The organism is Rhizobium jaguaris (assembly GCF_003627755.1).
In the GTDB taxonomy this organism is placed as follows: domain Bacteria; phylum Pseudomonadota; class Alphaproteobacteria; order Rhizobiales; family Rhizobiaceae; genus Rhizobium; species Rhizobium jaguaris.
The window spans coordinates 1,278,316-1,295,861 of record NZ_CP032695.1 but is presented as its reverse complement, the minus strand read 5'-3'; the positions used below and the strand labels follow the sequence as shown (position 1 = coordinate 1,295,861).

Sequence of the window (17,546 nt, the reverse complement as noted above, 5' to 3'; positions counted from 1 at the left end):
GGACATCTCGTCTCTTTGGGATAATCATCAGTTAGGGCTGAAGTTACATCGAAGGGGACCAACTATCGCCAAATAGGAGGCCGAGATGAAGCAGCATGCACGCGATGACTTGCAGAAAATTGCAAAAGTCGATCAGGATTTCCTTAATCGAGAGATGTCGCGAACCCAACGGCTCGAACGTTGGATAGATCTTCTCGAGCGGAGTCCCCGACAGTTTCTTTCCACTTTGCGCGAAACCGAATTTCAGCCTAGCGAGACCAGGGCTGCAATGCGGACGGATAGTTCCCCCATCTCCGTCGCCTTTGCAGATCCGGTTCTTCGCGCTGCTGGTTTGGAAAACGACAGCTACGGGGAAGCCAAGCGCTTCTTCGAACTCACGGATCATGAACTGCACGGAATTGTCTGCTACTGCCATTTCGGCGAAACGGTCAGTTCTTCCGTGGTCGCACGCTCCATTCGTCCGCTGCTTGCCGGAAGGCCACCGAGCCTGTTTGCCCGGTTGCGCAAGATGCTGACGATATAGTCTACCCTTGGCGTTGCCGGCTTGGGCCGCTGGCCTTGCGGCGACGCCTCCAACTTGGTTGGATCGCATAAGTAGGCTGTCGGCAGCCAAATGTTGGCTTGGCAATCCCTGGGAATGCAGGTTCTCACGGATCGCCTTGTTCGACGCCTAGCCGATGGAACCATGCATAGGGCGGCAGTTGCTGGGGGTGGCATGTCGCAGGGCTCAGTGCCCATCCGGCGGGATGGTCTCCTTGGGAATGTCTCCCGTAAGATTCTTCCGGTGAAAGATGAAGAGCCCCGCGATTACGATGACAGCGGAGCCTATCAGAATCTGGCTGTCCGGAAGATCGCCAAAGAAAAGGAAGCCGAGTGCAATCGCCCAGACAAGCAGACTGTATTGCAGCGGGGCAAGCAGCGAAGCCGGAGCGAGCTTCAGCGACCGGGTAATCATCATATGAGCGCTTCCGGCTACAACCCCAAGCGTCAGCATCGCTGTGAAATCGAGTGCCGACGGGGAACGCCAGTTGCCGATGCTGAGCACCAGACCGGTAATAAGAGCGGCAACTGTTTGCCAGGTGACGAGTGTCACGTCGCTCGTCAGACGCAGGCGTCGGCCGAGCACCAAAGTCAGCGCAAAAGCAAGGCTACCGACAAGAGCAAAGATCGACGGCCAGGACAGCATCGCCGTGGAGGGTCTGAGCGCAATCACGACACCGATGAAGCCGACGACGACCGCGAGCCAACGGCGCCATCCGATCGTCTCGCCGAGGAAGAAATGTGAGAGCGCCGCGACATAGATAGGACCGGCCATATAGAAGGTCATGACATCGGCAAGCGGCAAATAGGCAACGGAGGCATAAAACAGCCCGACGTCGGCGGTCGTCAAAACGACGCGCAGGATCTGCAGCGGGACGCGCTCGATGTGGAAGAGCGTATGGCTCCCCTGCCTTGCGATCAAAGGCACCAGGATGAGAAAGGAGCCGAGCGAGCGCACCACCAGCACTTGCCCAACGGGGAAGCTCGCGACCAGCCATTTGCCCATCGCATCGTTCAGCGAAAAGAGAAAATCGCCGAGCAACATCAAAAGCACGCCAATGACCAAGACATTGCCGGAATTGCCGGCCGTGCGAACACTCAAGGCGCCCCTCCCCAAAACGGATGTATCCGCGGGCTTTAACCGGTTTTGTGTTTTTCCCGCAAGGCCGCCCAGCATGCGCCAATGTCACACCATGTTTCGACTACTTCAAAATGATGGCTTGGTTCATCCGTATTATTCTGCTCCGCCGGCTCAGATTCGAGACCGGAGTCGCTTGACTTCTTCTTCAACCTCCGGCTGGCTTTAGGACGTCAAAATGACGCATGCAAGCAAGTCATTTTGATGTTGACTGGGAGGTCAGCAAATCAAACCGCCCGGCCAAACGACCGGGCCAAGGGAGGAGTTTTCACGTGCTAAAGAAAGCTATTACCTTACTCTCGGCGATCGTCATTGCCGCAGGAGCGGGCTTCGTTTCGGCGGCCTACGCGCAGGGCAAAACCTACTACTGGATCTCGCACGGCTCTCCGGCGGATCCTGTCTGGACTTATTTTCTGGCAGGAGCCAAGCTCTGGGCCGAAGACACCGGCAACAAGGTCAACACATCGTTCCACAACGGTGATGTTCCTGCGCAGCAAGAGGCCGTGAGGGCCGCAATTTCGGCGGGGGCGACCGGGATTGTCACCACCAGCCCCGATCCGGGTAGCCTGGTCCAAGTCGTTAAGGAAGCCAACGCCGCCAATATCCCAATCATCAACTTCAACACGCCCGATCCTCAGGCGAGCTTTAATGCCTATGTCGGCGGTGACAACAAGACCTTCGGCCACAACTGGGCGCAATATCTGGTCGACAAGAAGCTGGTGAAATCCGGCGACTTCGTCTGGATGCCGGTGGAGGTTCCCGGTGCGACTTACGGTGTGCAGGAAGAAGAAGGAATATCCAGCGTCTTCAAGCCGCTGAACATCACCTGGGAAATCACAGACTCCACGTTGGACCAGGCCGAAATCATTACGCGCATGTCGGATTACCTCACCGCCAATCGCTCTAAGGTGAAGGCAATCATCGGGCTCGGCGACCTCGTAACCGGGAGCATCAAGCGGGTATTCGATCAGGTCGGCGTAAAGCCTGGCGAAATTCCCGTCGTCGGCTGGGGCAACTCGCCCGATACGACGCAGGAAGTTCTGACGGGTTACGTGAACGCCGCTCAATGGCAGGACCCGCAGGCAACCAGCTACATGGCCTTGTCGATGGCAGCTATGGCGGCAAACAAGATCCCGCCCGGCTTCAACATCATTACCGGCGCTCTTTATGAAAAGGACAAAGCGGGGATCTACGACAAGATTCTGTCTGGCAAATAACGTGGTCGAAAGGCGTACTGGCTGTGTCACTCGGTTGCAACCCGGGTGGCACACCCCAATCCGGTGAGCATCCATGCAACAGCATTCCCTTCTTCAACGCTTTATCTCGAAGCCCGAATTCGGTCCGCTCGTCCTACTAGTCCTTGAGCTCGTGATCTTCTGGTCATTCAATTCGGACTTCCTCTCGCTTCAAAACATCAGCAACACGCTCTCGTTTACCGTCGAACTCGGGCTTATCGCGTTGGCGATGACCCTGCTGATGACCGCCGGGGAATTCGATTTGTCCGTCGGTTCGGTGTTCGGCTTTTCCGCCGTTCTGATGTGGACGGTGTTCAACGCCAATCTGATGCCGCTCGGTGCCGCCTTCCTCGTCGCCCTCGCTTTCAGTCTCTTCATCGGCTTTGCAAACGGGTGGTTCGTTACCAAGCTGAACATACCGTCCTTTCTGGTCACGCTCGGGATGCTCCTGGTGGTGAGAGGCACTGCCCTTTACATCACCGACGGCTTTCCCCAGCACACCTGGACAGCCGGGGGCAACTGGTTTGCCGCCCTCCTGGCGGGGAGCTTCTTCATCGGCAGCTTTAGAATGTACATGTCGGTGCTGTGGTTCGCACTCGCGGCGTTTGCCGCCCACTTTGTTCTCACTCAGACGAAAATCGGCAATTGGATACAGGCTTCGGGCGGCAATCCCAACGCGGCGCGTGCTCGCGGCGTCAATGTCAACCGGACCAAGGTCTATTTGTTCATGGCGTCCTCGGCCATGTCAGCACTTGCGGGCGTGATCAGCTCGATCCGCACGTCGGCGGCCAACCCAAATAGCGGAACCGGCTACGAGCTTGAGGTGATTGCGATGGTGGTCATCGGCGGAACTGTGCTGACGGGTGGTCGGGGTACCATCGTCGGAACGGTACTCGGCATCTTCATTCTGCGCATCATGCGAAACGGCATTGTCATGGTCGGCGTACCCGGACTTGCCTACAATATTTTCATCGGAGCAATCATCCTCGGCATGATGGCGCTTCATTCATGGCTCGAACGGCGACATAACGCGGGAGTGTAGACCATGGCCGAAGACCTCGTTCGCATGGAGAAAATCAACAAGTTCTACGGCCGTATCCACGCGCTTCGCGACGTCAGCCTTACCGTCAAAACGCGCGAAGTGGTGGGCCTGCTCGGCGACAACGGCGCCGGCAAATCAACGCTGATCAAGGTGTTGTCCGGCGCAGTCCCGCTGACGAGCGGCGAGATCCTAATCAAAGGGAGAAAAGTCGAACTTAAAAACACGGCCGAGGCGATTGCGAATGGAATTGAAACGATCTTTCAAGATTCCTCGCTCGTGCCGCAGCTGTCGATCGCCCGAAATCTCTTCCTGGGCCGGGAACCCATCAAGGGAAGCCGCTTCTTCGGCCGATTGGACCAGGAGACGATGAACGCCTCCGCTCGAGACCTTCTGAAGCGGGTCGGCATAAAGAAGGATATTCCGCCGGAAACCGCCATCACTGCCCTATCCGGGGGCGAACGCCAAGCAGTTGCGATTGCCCGCGCCATGCAGTTCGATAGCGATCTCATCATCCTCGATGAGCCTACCAACAACCTGGGTGTAGCCGAAACGCAAGGGGTTCTCCGTTTCGTTCGCGAAGCGCGCGACACAGGTCATTCCTGCATTTTCATCGCCCACAATATCCACCACGTGTTTCAAGTGGTCGACCGGATTGTCGTCATGCGGGGCGGAAGGGTCGTCGCCGACGACATAGATCCGAAAAAGACGACAATCGCCCAGGTCGAAAGGATCATCACGGGGGAGGAAATGCTCAACGCTATTACGAGGTGAAGCGCCCAAAGCTAGGTCAACAGAGTCTGCACAAATCAAAGGCACGCTTGTAGCTTGGCTGCTTGTTTGAAGAGCAGATATTATGGGCCGTATCCCTCAGATCGACGATCATTTTTCGTTGTCTTCAACGGCATTGAGTGGCAGTGAGAATGCCTGGCGCCCTCAAGCGCGTCGACATTGGAGGATACCCCCAAGATGAATTTCACCCTGAACCGCCGCCAGGCACTCATGGCGATGGGCGCTGCCACCGCCGCAGCCGCATTTGGAATGCCGGCGCGCGCGGCGACGAAGCGCAATCTCGCAGTCCTCAATCTTGCCAGCCATGCACCGAGCTTCATCGCCTATGAACGTGGCTACTTCAAAAGTGCCGGCCTTGACATCGAGCTGAAGTTCTTTGAAGCGGCCCAGCCAATGGCCGTGGCGATCGCCTCCGGCGACGCGGAATTCGGTGTGACGGCAATGAGCGGCGGTCTTATCAGCCTTGCCCAGAAGGGTGCGATCAAGGTCGTCGGCGGCGCGCTGACGGAAGAAAAGGGCATTGTCGGAGCCGTTATCCTGGCATCGAACAAGGCCTATGCCGCCGGCCTGACCGATCCTTCCAAGCTGGCCGGCAAGAGCTTTGGCATCACGACGGCCGGTTCTTCCTTCCATTTCATGGCTCACAAGATCGCTGCGGCAAACAACATCAACCTCGCCGATATCCAGCTTCGCCCGCTGCAGAAGCTTGGCGCCATTGTCGGCGCGCTCTCGACCGGTCAGATCGATGCCTGGGCGATCCAGGCCAATGTGGCAAACAAGATGATCCGCGAAGGCGCGGCCAAGAAGATCGGCCTCGTCTCCGACTATGCGCCGAACTATCAGGTGACGACGGGCTTTACCTCGACGAAGAACGCCACGGACGACCGAGCTCTCACCCAGTCCTTCATAACAGCCTATTCCAAGGCGATTGACGACTACAACGCCGCCTTCGTCGACAAGACCGCGGACGACGCGGAGCGCGATGCGCTGGCGAAGATCTGCTACAAGTATGTCGAAAGCGACAGCCCCTACGATGTCGCCAAGCAGAACCTGATCGAAGGTGCGATGCGCATCAACAAGGGAATGGCAATTTCGCTCGATAGCTGCATCGAGCAGCTCGAATGGTTCAAGTCGGAAGGCATGGTCAAGGACTCCATCACCAACAACCAGCTTTTCGATACGTCCTACGTCAAGACGATCTGATGTGCTTGCACGCCAAACCGGAGGCTCGGGCGGCCTCCGGCGGGGAGACCTCATGGACCTGAAACTCAACAACATCAATCACTACTACGGATCCGTCGAGGTTCTGCGCGACATCTCCCTCGATATTCCCCAAGGGCAGATCGCCTGTTTGATCGGCCCGTCGGGCTGCGGCAAGTCCACGCTGCTGCGCTTCCTTGGCGGACTGGAACGCCCCTCCTCCGGCGAAGTCCTGCAGATCGGCGAGCCTCCAAAGGACTGTCTCAACCCGCTCACCTATGTCTTCCAGCACTTCGCCCTGCTGCCTTGGCGCACGGTCGAGGGCAATATCAAGCTTGTGCTCGAGGACCATGGCCTCAACCGCCGAGAAATGGACGACATCGTCACGAATGTCCTGGAGCGCACGCGACTTTCGGAGTTCCGCAACGCGCTGCCCAAACAGCTTTCGGGCGGAATGCGCCAGCGTGTCGCGATCAGCCGTGCGCTTGCCGTACGCCCCGCCGTGATGCTGATGGATGAGCCACTTTCGGCGCTCGACAGCCAGACGCGCGAACTCTTGATGGACGATCTGATTTCACTCTGGACCCGCCAGCCTTTCACCTCGGTCTACGTCACCCACAATCTTAACGAAGCGGTTCGGCTCGGCCACCGCGTCGTCGTCCTGTCTCGCCGTCCGGGGCGTATCCGTGAAATCGTCGATATCGATATCCCGTTGTCCGAGCGTCGTCTCGGTGACCCGATGCTCGAAGAGAAGCAGAAGCAGCTTTGGGACCTGATGCGGGAAGAAGCGATGGCCGCCGACAAGGAGTTGGTCAATGTCTGATGTCAGCACAGTTCAGGCACGAACCGCTGAGTCCAAGAACGAAGGTGCGGGGCAGAAGGCTATGCCGGTGCAGCCCGTCCCGTTCCGCGGCGGCGGCTTCGCGCCAAGACCGGTTCGCGGTGTGGCACTCGCTGTTTTCGCGGCCCTGCTTGTGCTTGCCGAAATCGGAACCCGCACCGGCTTCATCACCAGCCTGACGCTGCCGCGCCCGACAGCCGTGCTCGAAACGCTCGTGCAGCTCTGGCAGACCGGCGGTCTCTGGAAGCACCTGATCCCCTCGCTACAGCGGCTTTTCATCGGTGCGTCCCTCGGCATTTCGGTCGGCATCTCGCTCGGAGTGGCGATCGGCCTGTTCAGCTATGTCCGCGCCGGCCTCGTTCCTCTGGTCGCCGCGCTCTTTCCCGTTCCGAAGATCGCCCTGCTGCCTCTCTTCATTATCTGGTTCGGTCTCGACGAGATGTCGAAATACGCCCTGATCGCTTTCGGCACGTTCACGCCGACCGTCGTCGCCACCTATGGAGCGGTCGACAACGTCGACCGTTCGCTGATCCGCATGGGTCAGAGTTTTGGGCTGAGCTGGTGGTCGATCGTCCGCAAGATCGTGCTGCCCGGTGCCTTCCCCGCGATCCTTTCCGGCCTACGCGTTTCTATCTCGATTGCGATCATCCTGCTCGTCGCTGCGGAAATGCTGGGCGCGCAATACGGCGTCGGCTCATACATCCTCGAGGCCGGTTCACTCTATGATCTCGAAAAGCTCTTCGCAGGCGTCACCATATTGTCAATCATGGGTCTGATCGTGAATTTCGTCATCGGCCAGGTCGAGCGGCAATTCCTGAGCTGGCGCGAATAGACGTCACCAGACATTTCGGAGGACCAGGATATTGGGCCCGCAAAAGGCCTGACGTGGCGTCGGCGCGGAATTTAGCATGGCCAGGCAGCACCGCCGCCCGCGGGCGGCGAGACGATGGGCAGTCCTTACGACGCAGAAGCTCGGCGCAGACCGTCCAGGGATTATATTAATGTAATTCTAATATACATCTCTGAATTAACCGTCTGATGTGTTAGAATAATTTTCTGGAAGAACGCGATTTCGTGGAGGAGGCGCTCGGCATTTTACTGGTCGGCGCGCGTGGGTATCCCAGTAGCATTTCCGTCGTGCTGGCAACGGTGAGGTGGTCCCTAATAGAGGGGCCCATGGATCGCAGCTTCAAATGGGAGGTACACAATGCTTCGCAAATTGTTTCTCACCTTGGCGATTGCGGCGTCCGCATTTGCAATCAGCGGAACCGCATGGGCCGACATCACAATGCTCGTGCCTTCGGGCAGCGAGGGCGACGGCCTGAGAGCCGCAGCCGCCGACTACGGGAAATTGAAGGGCAAGAAGGTCGAGATCGTCCAGGCCCCTTATGCCAACGTTTTCGAGAAGGCAGCGAATGCCGGCCAGACAAAATCGGGCGCTTTCGATATCGTGCTGATGGACGATCCATGGATCCCATTCTTTGCCGAGAATGGCCATCTCGAGGATCTCAGCAGCTATTTCGCCAAACTTGGGGTTCCAGGCCCCGACAATGATTTCCTGGCTAAGTCGCTGGCAGTTTGCCGTAACCCGTACAATACCGGTCCGTTCGTCTGCATTCCCTATGTCGGCAATGCACAGATGTTCTTTTACGACAGTGCCAAGTTTGCTCAAGCAGGCCTCAAAGGCCAGCCCGCAACCTGGGACGATGTCTACAAGGCAGCGAAGGCGATCACCGATGCCGGCGGAGGACGGTATTACGGCTATGTGTTCCGCGGCGGACAGGGCAATAACGTCGTCGCCGATTTCATGCCGATCCTGTGGTCATATGGCGCCAATCTCTTCAACGCCGACCGGACCAAGGTGACGCTCGACACCAAGGAAGCCAAAGACGCGATGACGATGTTCATGACGCTCAAGGCGATCTCGCCGAAGGGCGTCGAGAGCTTCGCACCCGAAGACGTCGGTCGCGCAATGACGTCGGGTATCGCCGCCTCATCGATCAATTGGCCGAACTGGGTCGCCACCTTCGAGGACCCGAGCCAGAGCCAGGTTGTCGGCAAGATCTCCTATGCGCCGATGCCGGCAGGCACACACGCCGGCTCATCGGAAATCGGACATTGGACAATGGGCATCATGTCGGCATCGAAGAACAAGCAGGAAGCCTTCGACTTCATGATGTGGGCCACCTCGCCCGAGCAGATGAAGATTTCGGCCAAGCGCGGCAATCCGCCGGTTCGCTTCTCGGTGTTTACGGATCCCGAATTGACCTCGCAGCCGCAATTCCGGCACTACCCGATATTGATGCAGGCAATCAACTTCTCGACGCCGCGGCCGCGCCATCCGAAGTGGCCTGAGATCGAGAACGCACTTGGCATTGAGCTCTCCAAAGCGGTTGCCGGCACGATCACTCCGGACCAGGCGCTGAAGAACGCGCAGGAATCGGTCTCGAAGATTACGAACATGTACTAGTGCGGCGTGCGTCCGGTCGCGATCCGGGAATGATGCGAGAGGGCGCGGTGGCGGACCCCGCCCTCTGAAAGGCGACGGCACCTGCGCCGGGAGAGAAGCTCGTGGGAGGGGCTGATGGTGAGGTCCGAAAGCGGCATGATGGCCCTGCAACATCGACCGGGCGGCGGTCTGGAGCAATGGACAGAGCGTCACCTTCGCATCCTCATGCTGGCACCCACGCTTCTGCTCCTCGCCGGGCTGACGCTGTTTCCGACCATCTACATGTTCACCGCGGCGGTACAGAGGATCAGCCCCGATCCGAGCGTCCCTCGCGAATTCATCGGCTTCGGCAACTTCGCGCGGATGCTCACCGATCCGGAACTTCACCTCGCCGTTGCGAATACGCTGGTATTCACCAGCATTGCGGTGACGCTTGAATTTCTCCTCGGCCTCGGCCTTGCGCTGCTCTTCGACAAATACATTCGCCGACTGAATTTCCTTAAGACAATCCTGCTGGTCCCCATGATGATTCCACCGATCGCCGTGGCGCTGACGTGGAAGCTTATCTATCAGCCGCAATTCGGCGTCCTCAATGAGCTGATGTACCGCCTTGGATTACCCGCCCAGGCATGGGCCGGCGATGTCAACCTCGCCATGGCAACGATCATCGCTGCAGACGTCTGGGAGTGGACGCCGTTCATTTTTCTGCTGATGTTGGCCGGGCTTGCAAGCCTGCCGACCGAGCCCTACGAGGCGGCGCAGGTAGACGGCGCCTCCGCCTGGCGCCAGTTCTGGGACTTGACCATACCCTTTCTCAAGCCGGTGATCGCGATCGCCTTACTCCTGCGGATCATGGATGCGCTCAGGCTGTTCGATCTGGTGTTCATTCTCACCGTAGGAGGCCCGGCAGGAGCCACGGAAACGCTCAGCCTCTATATTTTCAAGGTCGCGTTCACATTCGTCGATATTGGCTATGCCGCGGCGGTCTCGCTGGTGGTGCTGTTCGTAACGGTCGGCTTCAGCACCTGGTTCATCAAGCGGTTGCGGCTGGCGGATTGAGAGGAGGCGCCGGATGGCAACTCGCCAATGGCATCGAACTGGTGAAGGGATACTGCGGATACTGGCCTATCTGGGGATGGCATTCGCACTCTTCATCACCATCTTTCCCATCTACTGGCTCGCCCAGAATTCATTCAAGCGCGACATTGACATCTTCGCCGTACCGCCGGTGTGGTTCGATTTCCCGCCGACCCTCATGCACTATGAAGCGGCCTTCATAGGACAGCCGTTCCTGATCTACGCGCTAAACAGTTTCCTCATCGCTGTGGCGACGACAATCGTTTCCCTGATATTCGGGACCATGGCCGGCTACGCCCTTGCCCGCTTCGAATATCCGGGCCGATGGCGCTACCAAATCTCGTTTTGGATTTTGTCGACGCGCATGATGCCGCCGATCGCGACGATCATACCCCTCTTCATTTTCTTCAACTTTTTCAATCTGTTGAACACCAAGCTCGCCGTCGTCGTCGCCTATACCGCTTTCAACTTGCCCTTCGTCACTTGGATGATGAAGAGCTACTTCCAGGATCTCCCACCCGAACTTGAGGAGTCCGCGATGGTCGATGGTGATACGCGCTGGGGAGCCTTTCTGCGGATCGCCCTTCCACTGGCACGGCCCGGAATAGCTGCGACGGCGATCTTCAGCCTGATTCTTTCCTGGAATGAATTCCTGCTCGCGTTGATCCTTACCCAGACGGAGCGCTCGGTGACGCTGCCGGTCGGCATTTCCGGCCGCGTAACCCAGTACACGACGCATTGGGGTGAGATCAGCGCCGCCGGCTTCCTTGCCAGCGTCCCGATCATCGTCTTCGCGCTCATCGTCCAAAAGCACCTCGTCCGCGGGCTATCGCTCGGCGCGGTCAAAGGCTGAAACCTATGGCGTCCGTCACATTCAGCAACGTTTACAAGAAGTTCGGTGAATTCCTCGCCGTGGCCGACTTCAACCTCGAAGTCAAGGACAAGGAGTTTCTCGTTCTGCTCGGCCCCTCCGGCTGCGGTAAGACGACGACCATGCGCATGATCGCGGGCCTCGAGGAGGCCACCTCGGGCGACATCTATATTGACGCGGACCGCATCAACGGTGTTCTGCCGAAATATCGCGACGTCGCAATGGTCTTCCAGTCTTACGCCTTGTACCCGCATCTCACGGTCGAGGAGAACATCGGATATCCGCTGAAGATCCGCAAAGTGCCACCCGCCGAACGCAAGCGACGCGTCATCGAGGTCGCACGGCGCGTGGAACTCGATACGATGCTGTCGCGGCTACCGAAGGAGCTTTCCGGTGGCCAGCGCCAACGCGTGGCGCTCGCCCGGGCGATCGTGCGCACCCCGCGGGTCTTTCTCATGGACGAGCCGCTCTCCAATCTCGACGCCAAGCTCCGCACCCAGATGCGGGCCGAACTGAAGCACCTTCAACACGAACTGCAGGTCACGACCATCTACGTTACCCATGACCAGATAGAAGCGATGACGCTTGCCCACCGTGTGGCCGTGATGAACAAGGGCGTCATCGAGCAGCTTGGAACGCCTCGGGAAATCTACAGTGATCCGCGCACTCTTTTTGTTGCCGGCTTCATCGGCTCGCCGCCGATGAACCTCATTCCGGGAGAAGTGAGGGACGGCATATTCGTCAGCGACGGGCTAAGCATGGGGGGCATCGGTCGGGTGACCTTCCCTCGCGCGGTCCTCGGTGTCCGCCCGGAAGACGTCCACGTGGCCGGAGCCGAAGAACTCGACTTCAACCTGGTTGCGCCGATCTATTCGGTAGAACTTACCGGCGAGAATACGCTTGTCAGCGTCCGGTTGGGAGGGCGGCTGATGACCCTGCGTGCCGACAAGACTTTCGCCGGTCAGATCGATCAGGAAATCGGTATCAAGATTGCCACGGATCGGGTGTTTTTGTTCGATGGAGAGACGCAATTTCGCATTGATTTTTAGCCTGCTTGCGGTGGCGCTGGCAATCACCCTCGCATCGCGCGCGGGAGCCACCGATGCCGGCCCTATCGCCGGAAATCCGTTGATCGAGATTCCTGCCGGCGCATTCGTCTTCGGCCGCGATGACGGCCCTGAAAACGAACGTCCAAGGCGTGTGCTGGAAGGCCAAGCCTTCGCGATCAATCGCACCGAGATCACGAACCAGCAATACCGGAGTTTCGTCAGTGCCACCGGTCATCGGCCGGCCTTCTACGCAGATCACGCGATCCTGGGATTGGACGACCATCCGGCGGTCGGGGTGAGCTGGTCTGACGCCGATGCCTTTTGCCGTTACTATGGCCTGGCCCTTCCTTCCGAGCGACAATACGAGAGAGCGGCACGGGGAACGAAGGGCGGTCGTTATCCGTGGGGCGACGCTCCGCCGGATTATACTCGGGCACTTTCCGGGAGCGACACCTGCTGCTCTGCCGATCCGGGCGATGGCTATCCCCTGACCGCACCGGCTGACTCCTTCGCCAACGGCGCAAGCGTCGAAGGCGTCCTCAATCTTGTCGGCAATGTCTGGGAGTGGACCGCTGACCTCTACGCTCCGTATGAGGGTGGTCCGCCGATCGGAAGCGCCGGGTCTTACCGTGTACTTCGCGGCGGCTCGTGGAACAGCGATCCAAAGCACCTTACGACAACCTATCGCCTCGCCTATGATCCGGATTTTCGCTTCTCAGCCAATGGTGGTTTCCGATGCGTCCGCTCCGCGCCTTGATGATTGCCGCAGGTCTTCTGCTCCTGGCAGCCGGTGCTAGCGCGGAACCGACGGCTGCGCCCGGCTATAAGCTCGAGACCTTCCACATGCCGGGCGCGGCCTTCGCCGGCCTCTCGCGGGACGGCGAAGACTTGCTCCTCAGCGATCTAGCCAGCGGCCGCCTCTACCGGCGCGGCGCCGATGCCAAGCTCGTTCCATTCGGCCCGGTATTTCCGCATGGCCCCGACGTGATGGGCGACCCGACCGGGCCCTATCGAGTCGTGCGGTCCGGCGATGCTTATGTCGTCGCCCAGGGGTGGAGACCGGTCGATGCCGACGACACTAAGTTCGACCACGCCCTCGTTACGGTCGACACCGATGGTCAGGCCCGCATCATCAGCAGCGATTTCTGGAATCCGTTCGATTTGATCGTCTCGGGCGGAACCTACTACGTGATCGACTCCGCGCGAAACAGTGTGGAACGCGTGCGGGCGGACGGCCGGAGAAACACGCTCATGACATTCGGCCGCCTGGCAGCGGCGGCCACGGCGCTACACAGCCTGTCGCCAACCGAGTTCAAGGAAGGCGGCACCTACGACGTCGACGCAGTGCCGACCGGCATCGCCCTTCGCGACGGGCGCCTCTATGTTGCGTTGTTTGGCGGTTTTCCCTTCCTTGCCGGCGGCGGAAAGGTCGTTTCCCTTCCCCAGGCCAGCGATGCGCCAAAGCCGCAGCTTGAGGTCGAAGGACTGAATGCACCCGTCGGTGTCGCCTTCGACACGGATGGCGATATGCTTATCCTCGAACACGGCACATTCGACCAGAAGGAAGGTTTCCAGAAAGGTAGCGGGCGGCTGCTGAAACTGGACAAGGCGACAGGCGACCGGAAGATTATTCTCGCTGGCCTGACCCGGCCAGTGTCCGTCCTCGTCTGGGACGAACGGCGGATCATCGTTTCTGAGCTCGGCGGCAGCCTCCATTTTCTGACCCACGAAACCGGGCGTTGATCTCGGAATGCGCCCACCGGTCGTTGATGTGCCGGCTTCTTTGACCACAGCCATCTTGCCCGCCACTTTCACAAGTTTATAGGTGTGACTTCGGCAGAATACCGCTGGTCGCGGCGCTAAGTTGTGGGCAGAACGGAAGCAAGCGGTGAATTCACAATCAGCAAATAGATTCTGGCTGTGCGCTTAGGCTAATGCGTTGGATTGCAGCCGTCGCTTCCTCGAAGGTTTGGTGCAGAAGGAGATCACCGTGAAAGGACGCATGCTGCTTGCTGCGGGGCTATCAGCACTAATCTCAACTTCGGTTTCAGCTGGCAGACTAACCAGTCAATCGACGCTCGCCGAATGGGAGAATAGCCGAAGGGAAGATCAGGTGGCCCTGGCAAAGTATATGCTTGCCAGAACGGCCGGAAGAGATATCGGCAAAACAGCGGATCTGCTGATCTGTATTGAGAAAGTCGCCCGAGAGCCGGCTTATGCGACCATACCTGTTCATAAAATTGCGTCGCCGTGTCTGGTTTTGATCGGCGCCGAGTGACGGTGATAACCTGTGGACACGATCGCCCACAAGGTTGAGGTTTTCGGGTGGTGGGACTGTCAATGATTGGAATGGCTCGCTCACGCCTTGTGAGGCTGTAAAAGGGCCTGGAAAAGGCGTCATTTACGCTCATGTGTGGACTGCGGAAATGCTTGCGATAGGCACGAAAAAAGGCCCGGAGGGAAACCGGGCCTTTTCCCTTTTCTGATCGGAGGTCGAATTCAGATCAGATTAGAAGCTACGCTCGAAACGGAGGACACCAGCCCACTGATCTTCGCTGATCGAATCCCAGTTGGTGTAGGTAACTTCCGGCTCGATGAGCAGGTTCTTAACCGGCTTCCACTTCAAGTTCGTCGTAGCGGAGAAGATCTTGGAGTCGGTGTAGGCGAGCTGCAGGTTCCACTTCAGCTTGTCGTTGAACGGTACGCCAACGCCGCCCCAAACTGCCCAGTCGCCCCAGCCGATACCAGAAGCGTCGCCGCCACCGTTCGCGCCTGCGTACTTGTTCAGCTTGGAGCCGTCCGTGTTCCAGCCACCCATGATGAAGGCAGAGAGAACGCCGAAGTCAGCGTCGATACGAGCCTTGACAGCGCCTTCTTCGACGATGGAGTCATAACCACCGACGACCTTGAAGGACCATGCACCGGCCTTGTAGCCAGCACCAGCAACGACGTCCGGAGCGTAGTGGTCCGAGCTGTTTTCGCCATTAGGACCTGTAACCGGAACGGTAACGCCGGCACTGTTCTTAGTCAGGCCAGAGTTGGTGTCTTCCAGCGAGATCACAGCCGTGAAGCCATTGCCGGCGTCATAGTTGTAGGTGATCTGGTTGAGTTCGTACGGGCCGTCATAGACCACGTCGTCGTTGATGACGTCGCCGGCATAGCCGGTGAATACGTTGAACTGCGAGTCTTCCTTACCGACGGTGAAGCCGCCGAGGCTGATGCTGCCGTGCAAGAAGTTGGTGCCCGTGGAGCCGCCTTCCTGCCAATCCCAACGCAGTTCCGTGTTGGTCTTCAGCGGACCGTATTCGGTGTCGGTGGCCGTCTGCAGCTGCAGTTCAGCACGGGTGTGCCAGAGCGTGCCACGAACGTCGTTCGGATTGTAGGCGTTGTACCATTCACCTTCCGTACGAACCTTACCGCCGATCTTGAGGCAGGTTTCGGAGCCCGGGATGAAGAAGTAGCCAGCGCCGTATGCGTCGCAGATGCGAACGTATTCGAGCGGCTCCGGTTCAGCAGCAACAACAGCGTCAGCTGCGTGAGCACCGGATACTACTGCAAGAGCAGCAGCGGAGCCGAGAAGAAGGCTCTTGATATTCATTTTTTCTCCAATCTGTGTGCCTGATCGGAACGACCCGGAGATTATCCGTTGCGTTCATTCATCCGGCTGTTTTTTTTGGAAGCCATTGGACCCCCGGGCGCAACATAGCCAGAGAAGTACTGGAGCCAAGACAATATTCAGATTAACCCAGAAATATACGCGACATAAATCTGTCATAGATGCAGAAATACATCACAAAATTAAGCAAAATTGAATATATATACAGCAAAACGCCAATAGAAATATTCCGAAACACATGAAGTACAAACGTAATACTTATCAATAGCATTCATATGATAAGTCACTATTACCATTATTGACGAATTATTGTGGGAATTCGTCTTCTCAGAACGAATCGGAAGCCGCGCACCAGCGACCGTCACGGGTGCGGGACCCCACGTGACGTCGGTGTTTTCGGTGTGAGAAATTGATGATCGAAATGGGCAGAATGACCTGGACAGATCCGGATCCGGAAAACCAAGCCTTGAACTGAGGCTTACAGCTCGTTTGGCCGATTTGGCCGCTACGCAGAAAAACCGGCCCGTGCTTTTGAAAGCGCTACATCTCTGCGGGCCTATTGAAGACCGCACTCGATTATACAATCTGAAGTTCAGAAAACTCTTCCCATTACGGCCGCTAGCCACAGAGGGCCGGAAGTGACGGCATCATTCATCCTTTCCGCCCGCAATGCGGTAAAGAAGATTGCAGAAGCCTTCACCAGTTCTCACAGGCTCACGGATCGCCCCCATGCCGCGTGAACAAGATAGTCATTTTTGTGCAGACGGGGGCTCTTCCGGACCGGCGCGCCGATGCGTGGCAGCGATGAGCTTCATGGCCGCGGCCAGCAGCAGCACCGAAATGGGCAAGACCAGAGCGTTCCATTCCAGCATCTGATCCGTCTCAGCCACCAACGTGGCAAAATGAACCACCAGATAAAGGATGATCATCTGGATAAAAAGATTTTTGAGCTCGGCGACGCTGTCGATTATCATCCACTCTGGCAGCGCCGCGCGCCGCTCCGGCGACAGTTCGACCAGAAAGCCGAGGGTAATGGCGCATGCGAAAATAACAAGGACAATCGCGAATAGGAGCTTATCCGTACCCCGCATGACCGCCGCGATGGTGGCAAGGTCCGGATCTGTTCTCACATAGGCGTAGGCATGCCATAATGTGAGAAGACCTTCCCAGAACATCAAACCGGCAGCGGCGATAACACCTATGGAGGCGAGCGCTATTACAAAGCGTAACTTCAGCAAGATGTTTATCATTGTCTCTCCGATCGAGCTGCAGATTTTCGAAACAGGCGGGAGAAAGATTAAGGGCTGCTTGTCACTTTCCTGATGAGGCGGCGTTCGTAAATTGGAAAGGTACATTGAAACATGGTCACCCGTCGAACCGCGACAAGAACGCATCCATGAAATCTGACTTGAGTGCCTGGGCAGCATAAGATCGCAACCATGGAAATCGAAGCCGTCATCTTCAGGAATGCCCGCAAAGACGACCTGATCGAAAAGCTCGCCTCGAGCCCAGCCCAAGATCAAAAACCGACGATGCTCTCTAACGTGTAGGCTGGTTGCCATTTGGAAAGCAAAGGTAGAATATCTACCACTGGACGAAACCTAGCCTCGTTCTATCTCCGCATTGAGCCACACTTTGCCAATTGCCGCTGATCTGATGACTGATTCCATACGCTTGAGTTGAGTAACTATCTCGCTTC

The 17,546-nt window shown here is 57.8% G+C and carries 17 protein-coding genes; 14 read left to right on the top strand and 3 right to left on the bottom strand.

Translation table 11 applies throughout. From position 1 onward, the window contains the following. Positions 1 to 85: 85 nt before the first annotated feature. On the top strand, positions 86 to 523 hold the full coding sequence (locus CCGE525_RS28300) for a hypothetical protein (RefSeq protein WP_120707568.1): 438 nt from the start codon (positions 86 to 88) through the stop codon (positions 521 to 523). Between the two features lie 204 nt (positions 524 to 727). Here the strand turns inward: CCGE525_RS28300 and CCGE525_RS28295 are convergent, their stop codons facing one another. Beyond that, the gene (locus CCGE525_RS28295; protein ID WP_281024659.1) at positions 728 to 1,642 is read right to left on the bottom strand and encodes a DMT family transporter; all 915 of its coding nucleotides are present in this window, start codon (positions 1,640 to 1,642) and stop codon (positions 728 to 730) included. Positions 1,643 to 1,965: 323 nt separating this feature from the next. Between CCGE525_RS28295 and CCGE525_RS28290 the strand changes: the two genes are divergently transcribed. The 13 genes from CCGE525_RS28290 (at position 1,966) to CCGE525_RS28230 (ending at position 14,509) form a co-directional block, all read left to right on the top strand. Beyond that, positions 1,966 to 2,895, top strand: coding sequence for a substrate-binding domain-containing protein (locus CCGE525_RS28290; RefSeq protein WP_162950396.1), 930 nt, complete (start codon positions 1,966 to 1,968; stop codon positions 2,893 to 2,895). Positions 2,896 to 2,968: 73 nt separating this feature from the next. Next, positions 2,969 to 3,955, top strand: a complete 987-nt coding sequence (locus tag CCGE525_RS28285; protein ID WP_120707565.1) for an ABC transporter permease — start codon at positions 2,969 to 2,971, stop codon at positions 3,953 to 3,955. A 3-nt stretch (positions 3,956 to 3,958) separates the two neighbouring features. Then, the gene (locus CCGE525_RS28280) at positions 3,959 to 4,726 is read left to right on the top strand and encodes an ATP-binding cassette domain-containing protein (RefSeq protein WP_120707564.1); all 768 of its coding nucleotides are present in this window, start codon (positions 3,959 to 3,961) and stop codon (positions 4,724 to 4,726) included. 195 nt (positions 4,727 to 4,921) lie between these two features. Continuing rightward, entirely contained in the window at positions 4,922 to 5,947 is a 1,026-nt protein-coding gene (locus tag CCGE525_RS28275) for an ABC transporter substrate-binding protein (RefSeq protein ID WP_120707563.1), read from the top strand. Positions 5,948 to 5,999: 52 nt separating this feature from the next. Further along, positions 6,000 to 6,767, top strand: a complete 768-nt coding sequence (locus CCGE525_RS28270) for an ABC transporter ATP-binding protein (RefSeq protein ID WP_120707562.1) — start codon at positions 6,000 to 6,002, stop codon at positions 6,765 to 6,767. Between the two features lie 61 nt (positions 6,768 to 6,828). Then, on the top strand, positions 6,829 to 7,617 hold the full coding sequence (locus CCGE525_RS28265; protein WP_425375921.1) for an ABC transporter permease: 789 nt from the start codon (positions 6,829 to 6,831) through the stop codon (positions 7,615 to 7,617). A gap of 375 nt (positions 7,618 to 7,992) precedes the next feature. After that, entirely contained in the window at positions 7,993 to 9,255 is a 1,263-nt protein-coding gene (locus CCGE525_RS28260; RefSeq protein ID WP_120707560.1) for an ABC transporter substrate-binding protein, read from the top strand. A gap of 114 nt (positions 9,256 to 9,369) precedes the next feature. After that, positions 9,370 to 10,293, top strand: coding sequence for a carbohydrate ABC transporter permease (locus CCGE525_RS28255; protein WP_120707559.1), 924 nt, complete (start codon positions 9,370 to 9,372; stop codon positions 10,291 to 10,293). Positions 10,294 to 10,306: 13 nt separating this feature from the next. Further along, complete coding sequence (locus CCGE525_RS28250; protein ID WP_120707558.1) at positions 10,307 to 11,164, top strand: carbohydrate ABC transporter permease; 858 nt, start codon at positions 10,307 to 10,309, stop codon at positions 11,162 to 11,164. 5 nt (positions 11,165 to 11,169) lie between these two features. After that, entirely contained in the window at positions 11,170 to 12,231 is a 1,062-nt protein-coding gene (locus tag CCGE525_RS28245) for an ABC transporter ATP-binding protein (RefSeq protein ID WP_120707557.1), read from the top strand. Further along, positions 12,200 to 12,988: a formylglycine-generating enzyme family protein gene (locus CCGE525_RS28240; RefSeq protein WP_120707556.1), complete on the top strand. Its 789-nt coding sequence runs from the start codon at positions 12,200 to 12,202 to the stop codon at positions 12,986 to 12,988. The genes CCGE525_RS28245 and CCGE525_RS28240 overlap by 32 nt, the downstream gene beginning before the upstream one ends. Then, complete coding sequence (locus CCGE525_RS28235) at positions 12,967 to 13,974, top strand: ScyD/ScyE family protein (protein WP_120707555.1); 1,008 nt, start codon at positions 12,967 to 12,969, stop codon at positions 13,972 to 13,974. The genes CCGE525_RS28240 and CCGE525_RS28235 overlap by 22 nt, the downstream gene beginning before the upstream one ends. 229 nt (positions 13,975 to 14,203) lie before the next feature. Further along, positions 14,204 to 14,509, top strand: coding sequence for a hypothetical protein (locus CCGE525_RS28230; protein WP_162950333.1), 306 nt, complete (start codon positions 14,204 to 14,206; stop codon positions 14,507 to 14,509). 231 nt (positions 14,510 to 14,740) lie between these two features. Here the strand turns inward: CCGE525_RS28230 and CCGE525_RS28225 are convergent, their stop codons facing one another. Together CCGE525_RS28225 and CCGE525_RS28220 are read right to left on the bottom strand one after the other, a co-directional pair. Then, positions 14,741 to 15,829: a porin gene (locus CCGE525_RS28225; protein ID WP_120707553.1), complete on the bottom strand. Its 1,089-nt coding sequence runs from the start codon at positions 15,827 to 15,829 to the stop codon at positions 14,741 to 14,743. A gap of 767 nt (positions 15,830 to 16,596) precedes the next feature. Continuing rightward, entirely contained in the window at positions 16,597 to 17,097 is a 501-nt protein-coding gene (locus tag CCGE525_RS28220) for a YqhA family protein (RefSeq protein ID WP_120707552.1), read from the bottom strand. Between the last annotated feature and the right edge of the window lie 449 nt (positions 17,098 to 17,546).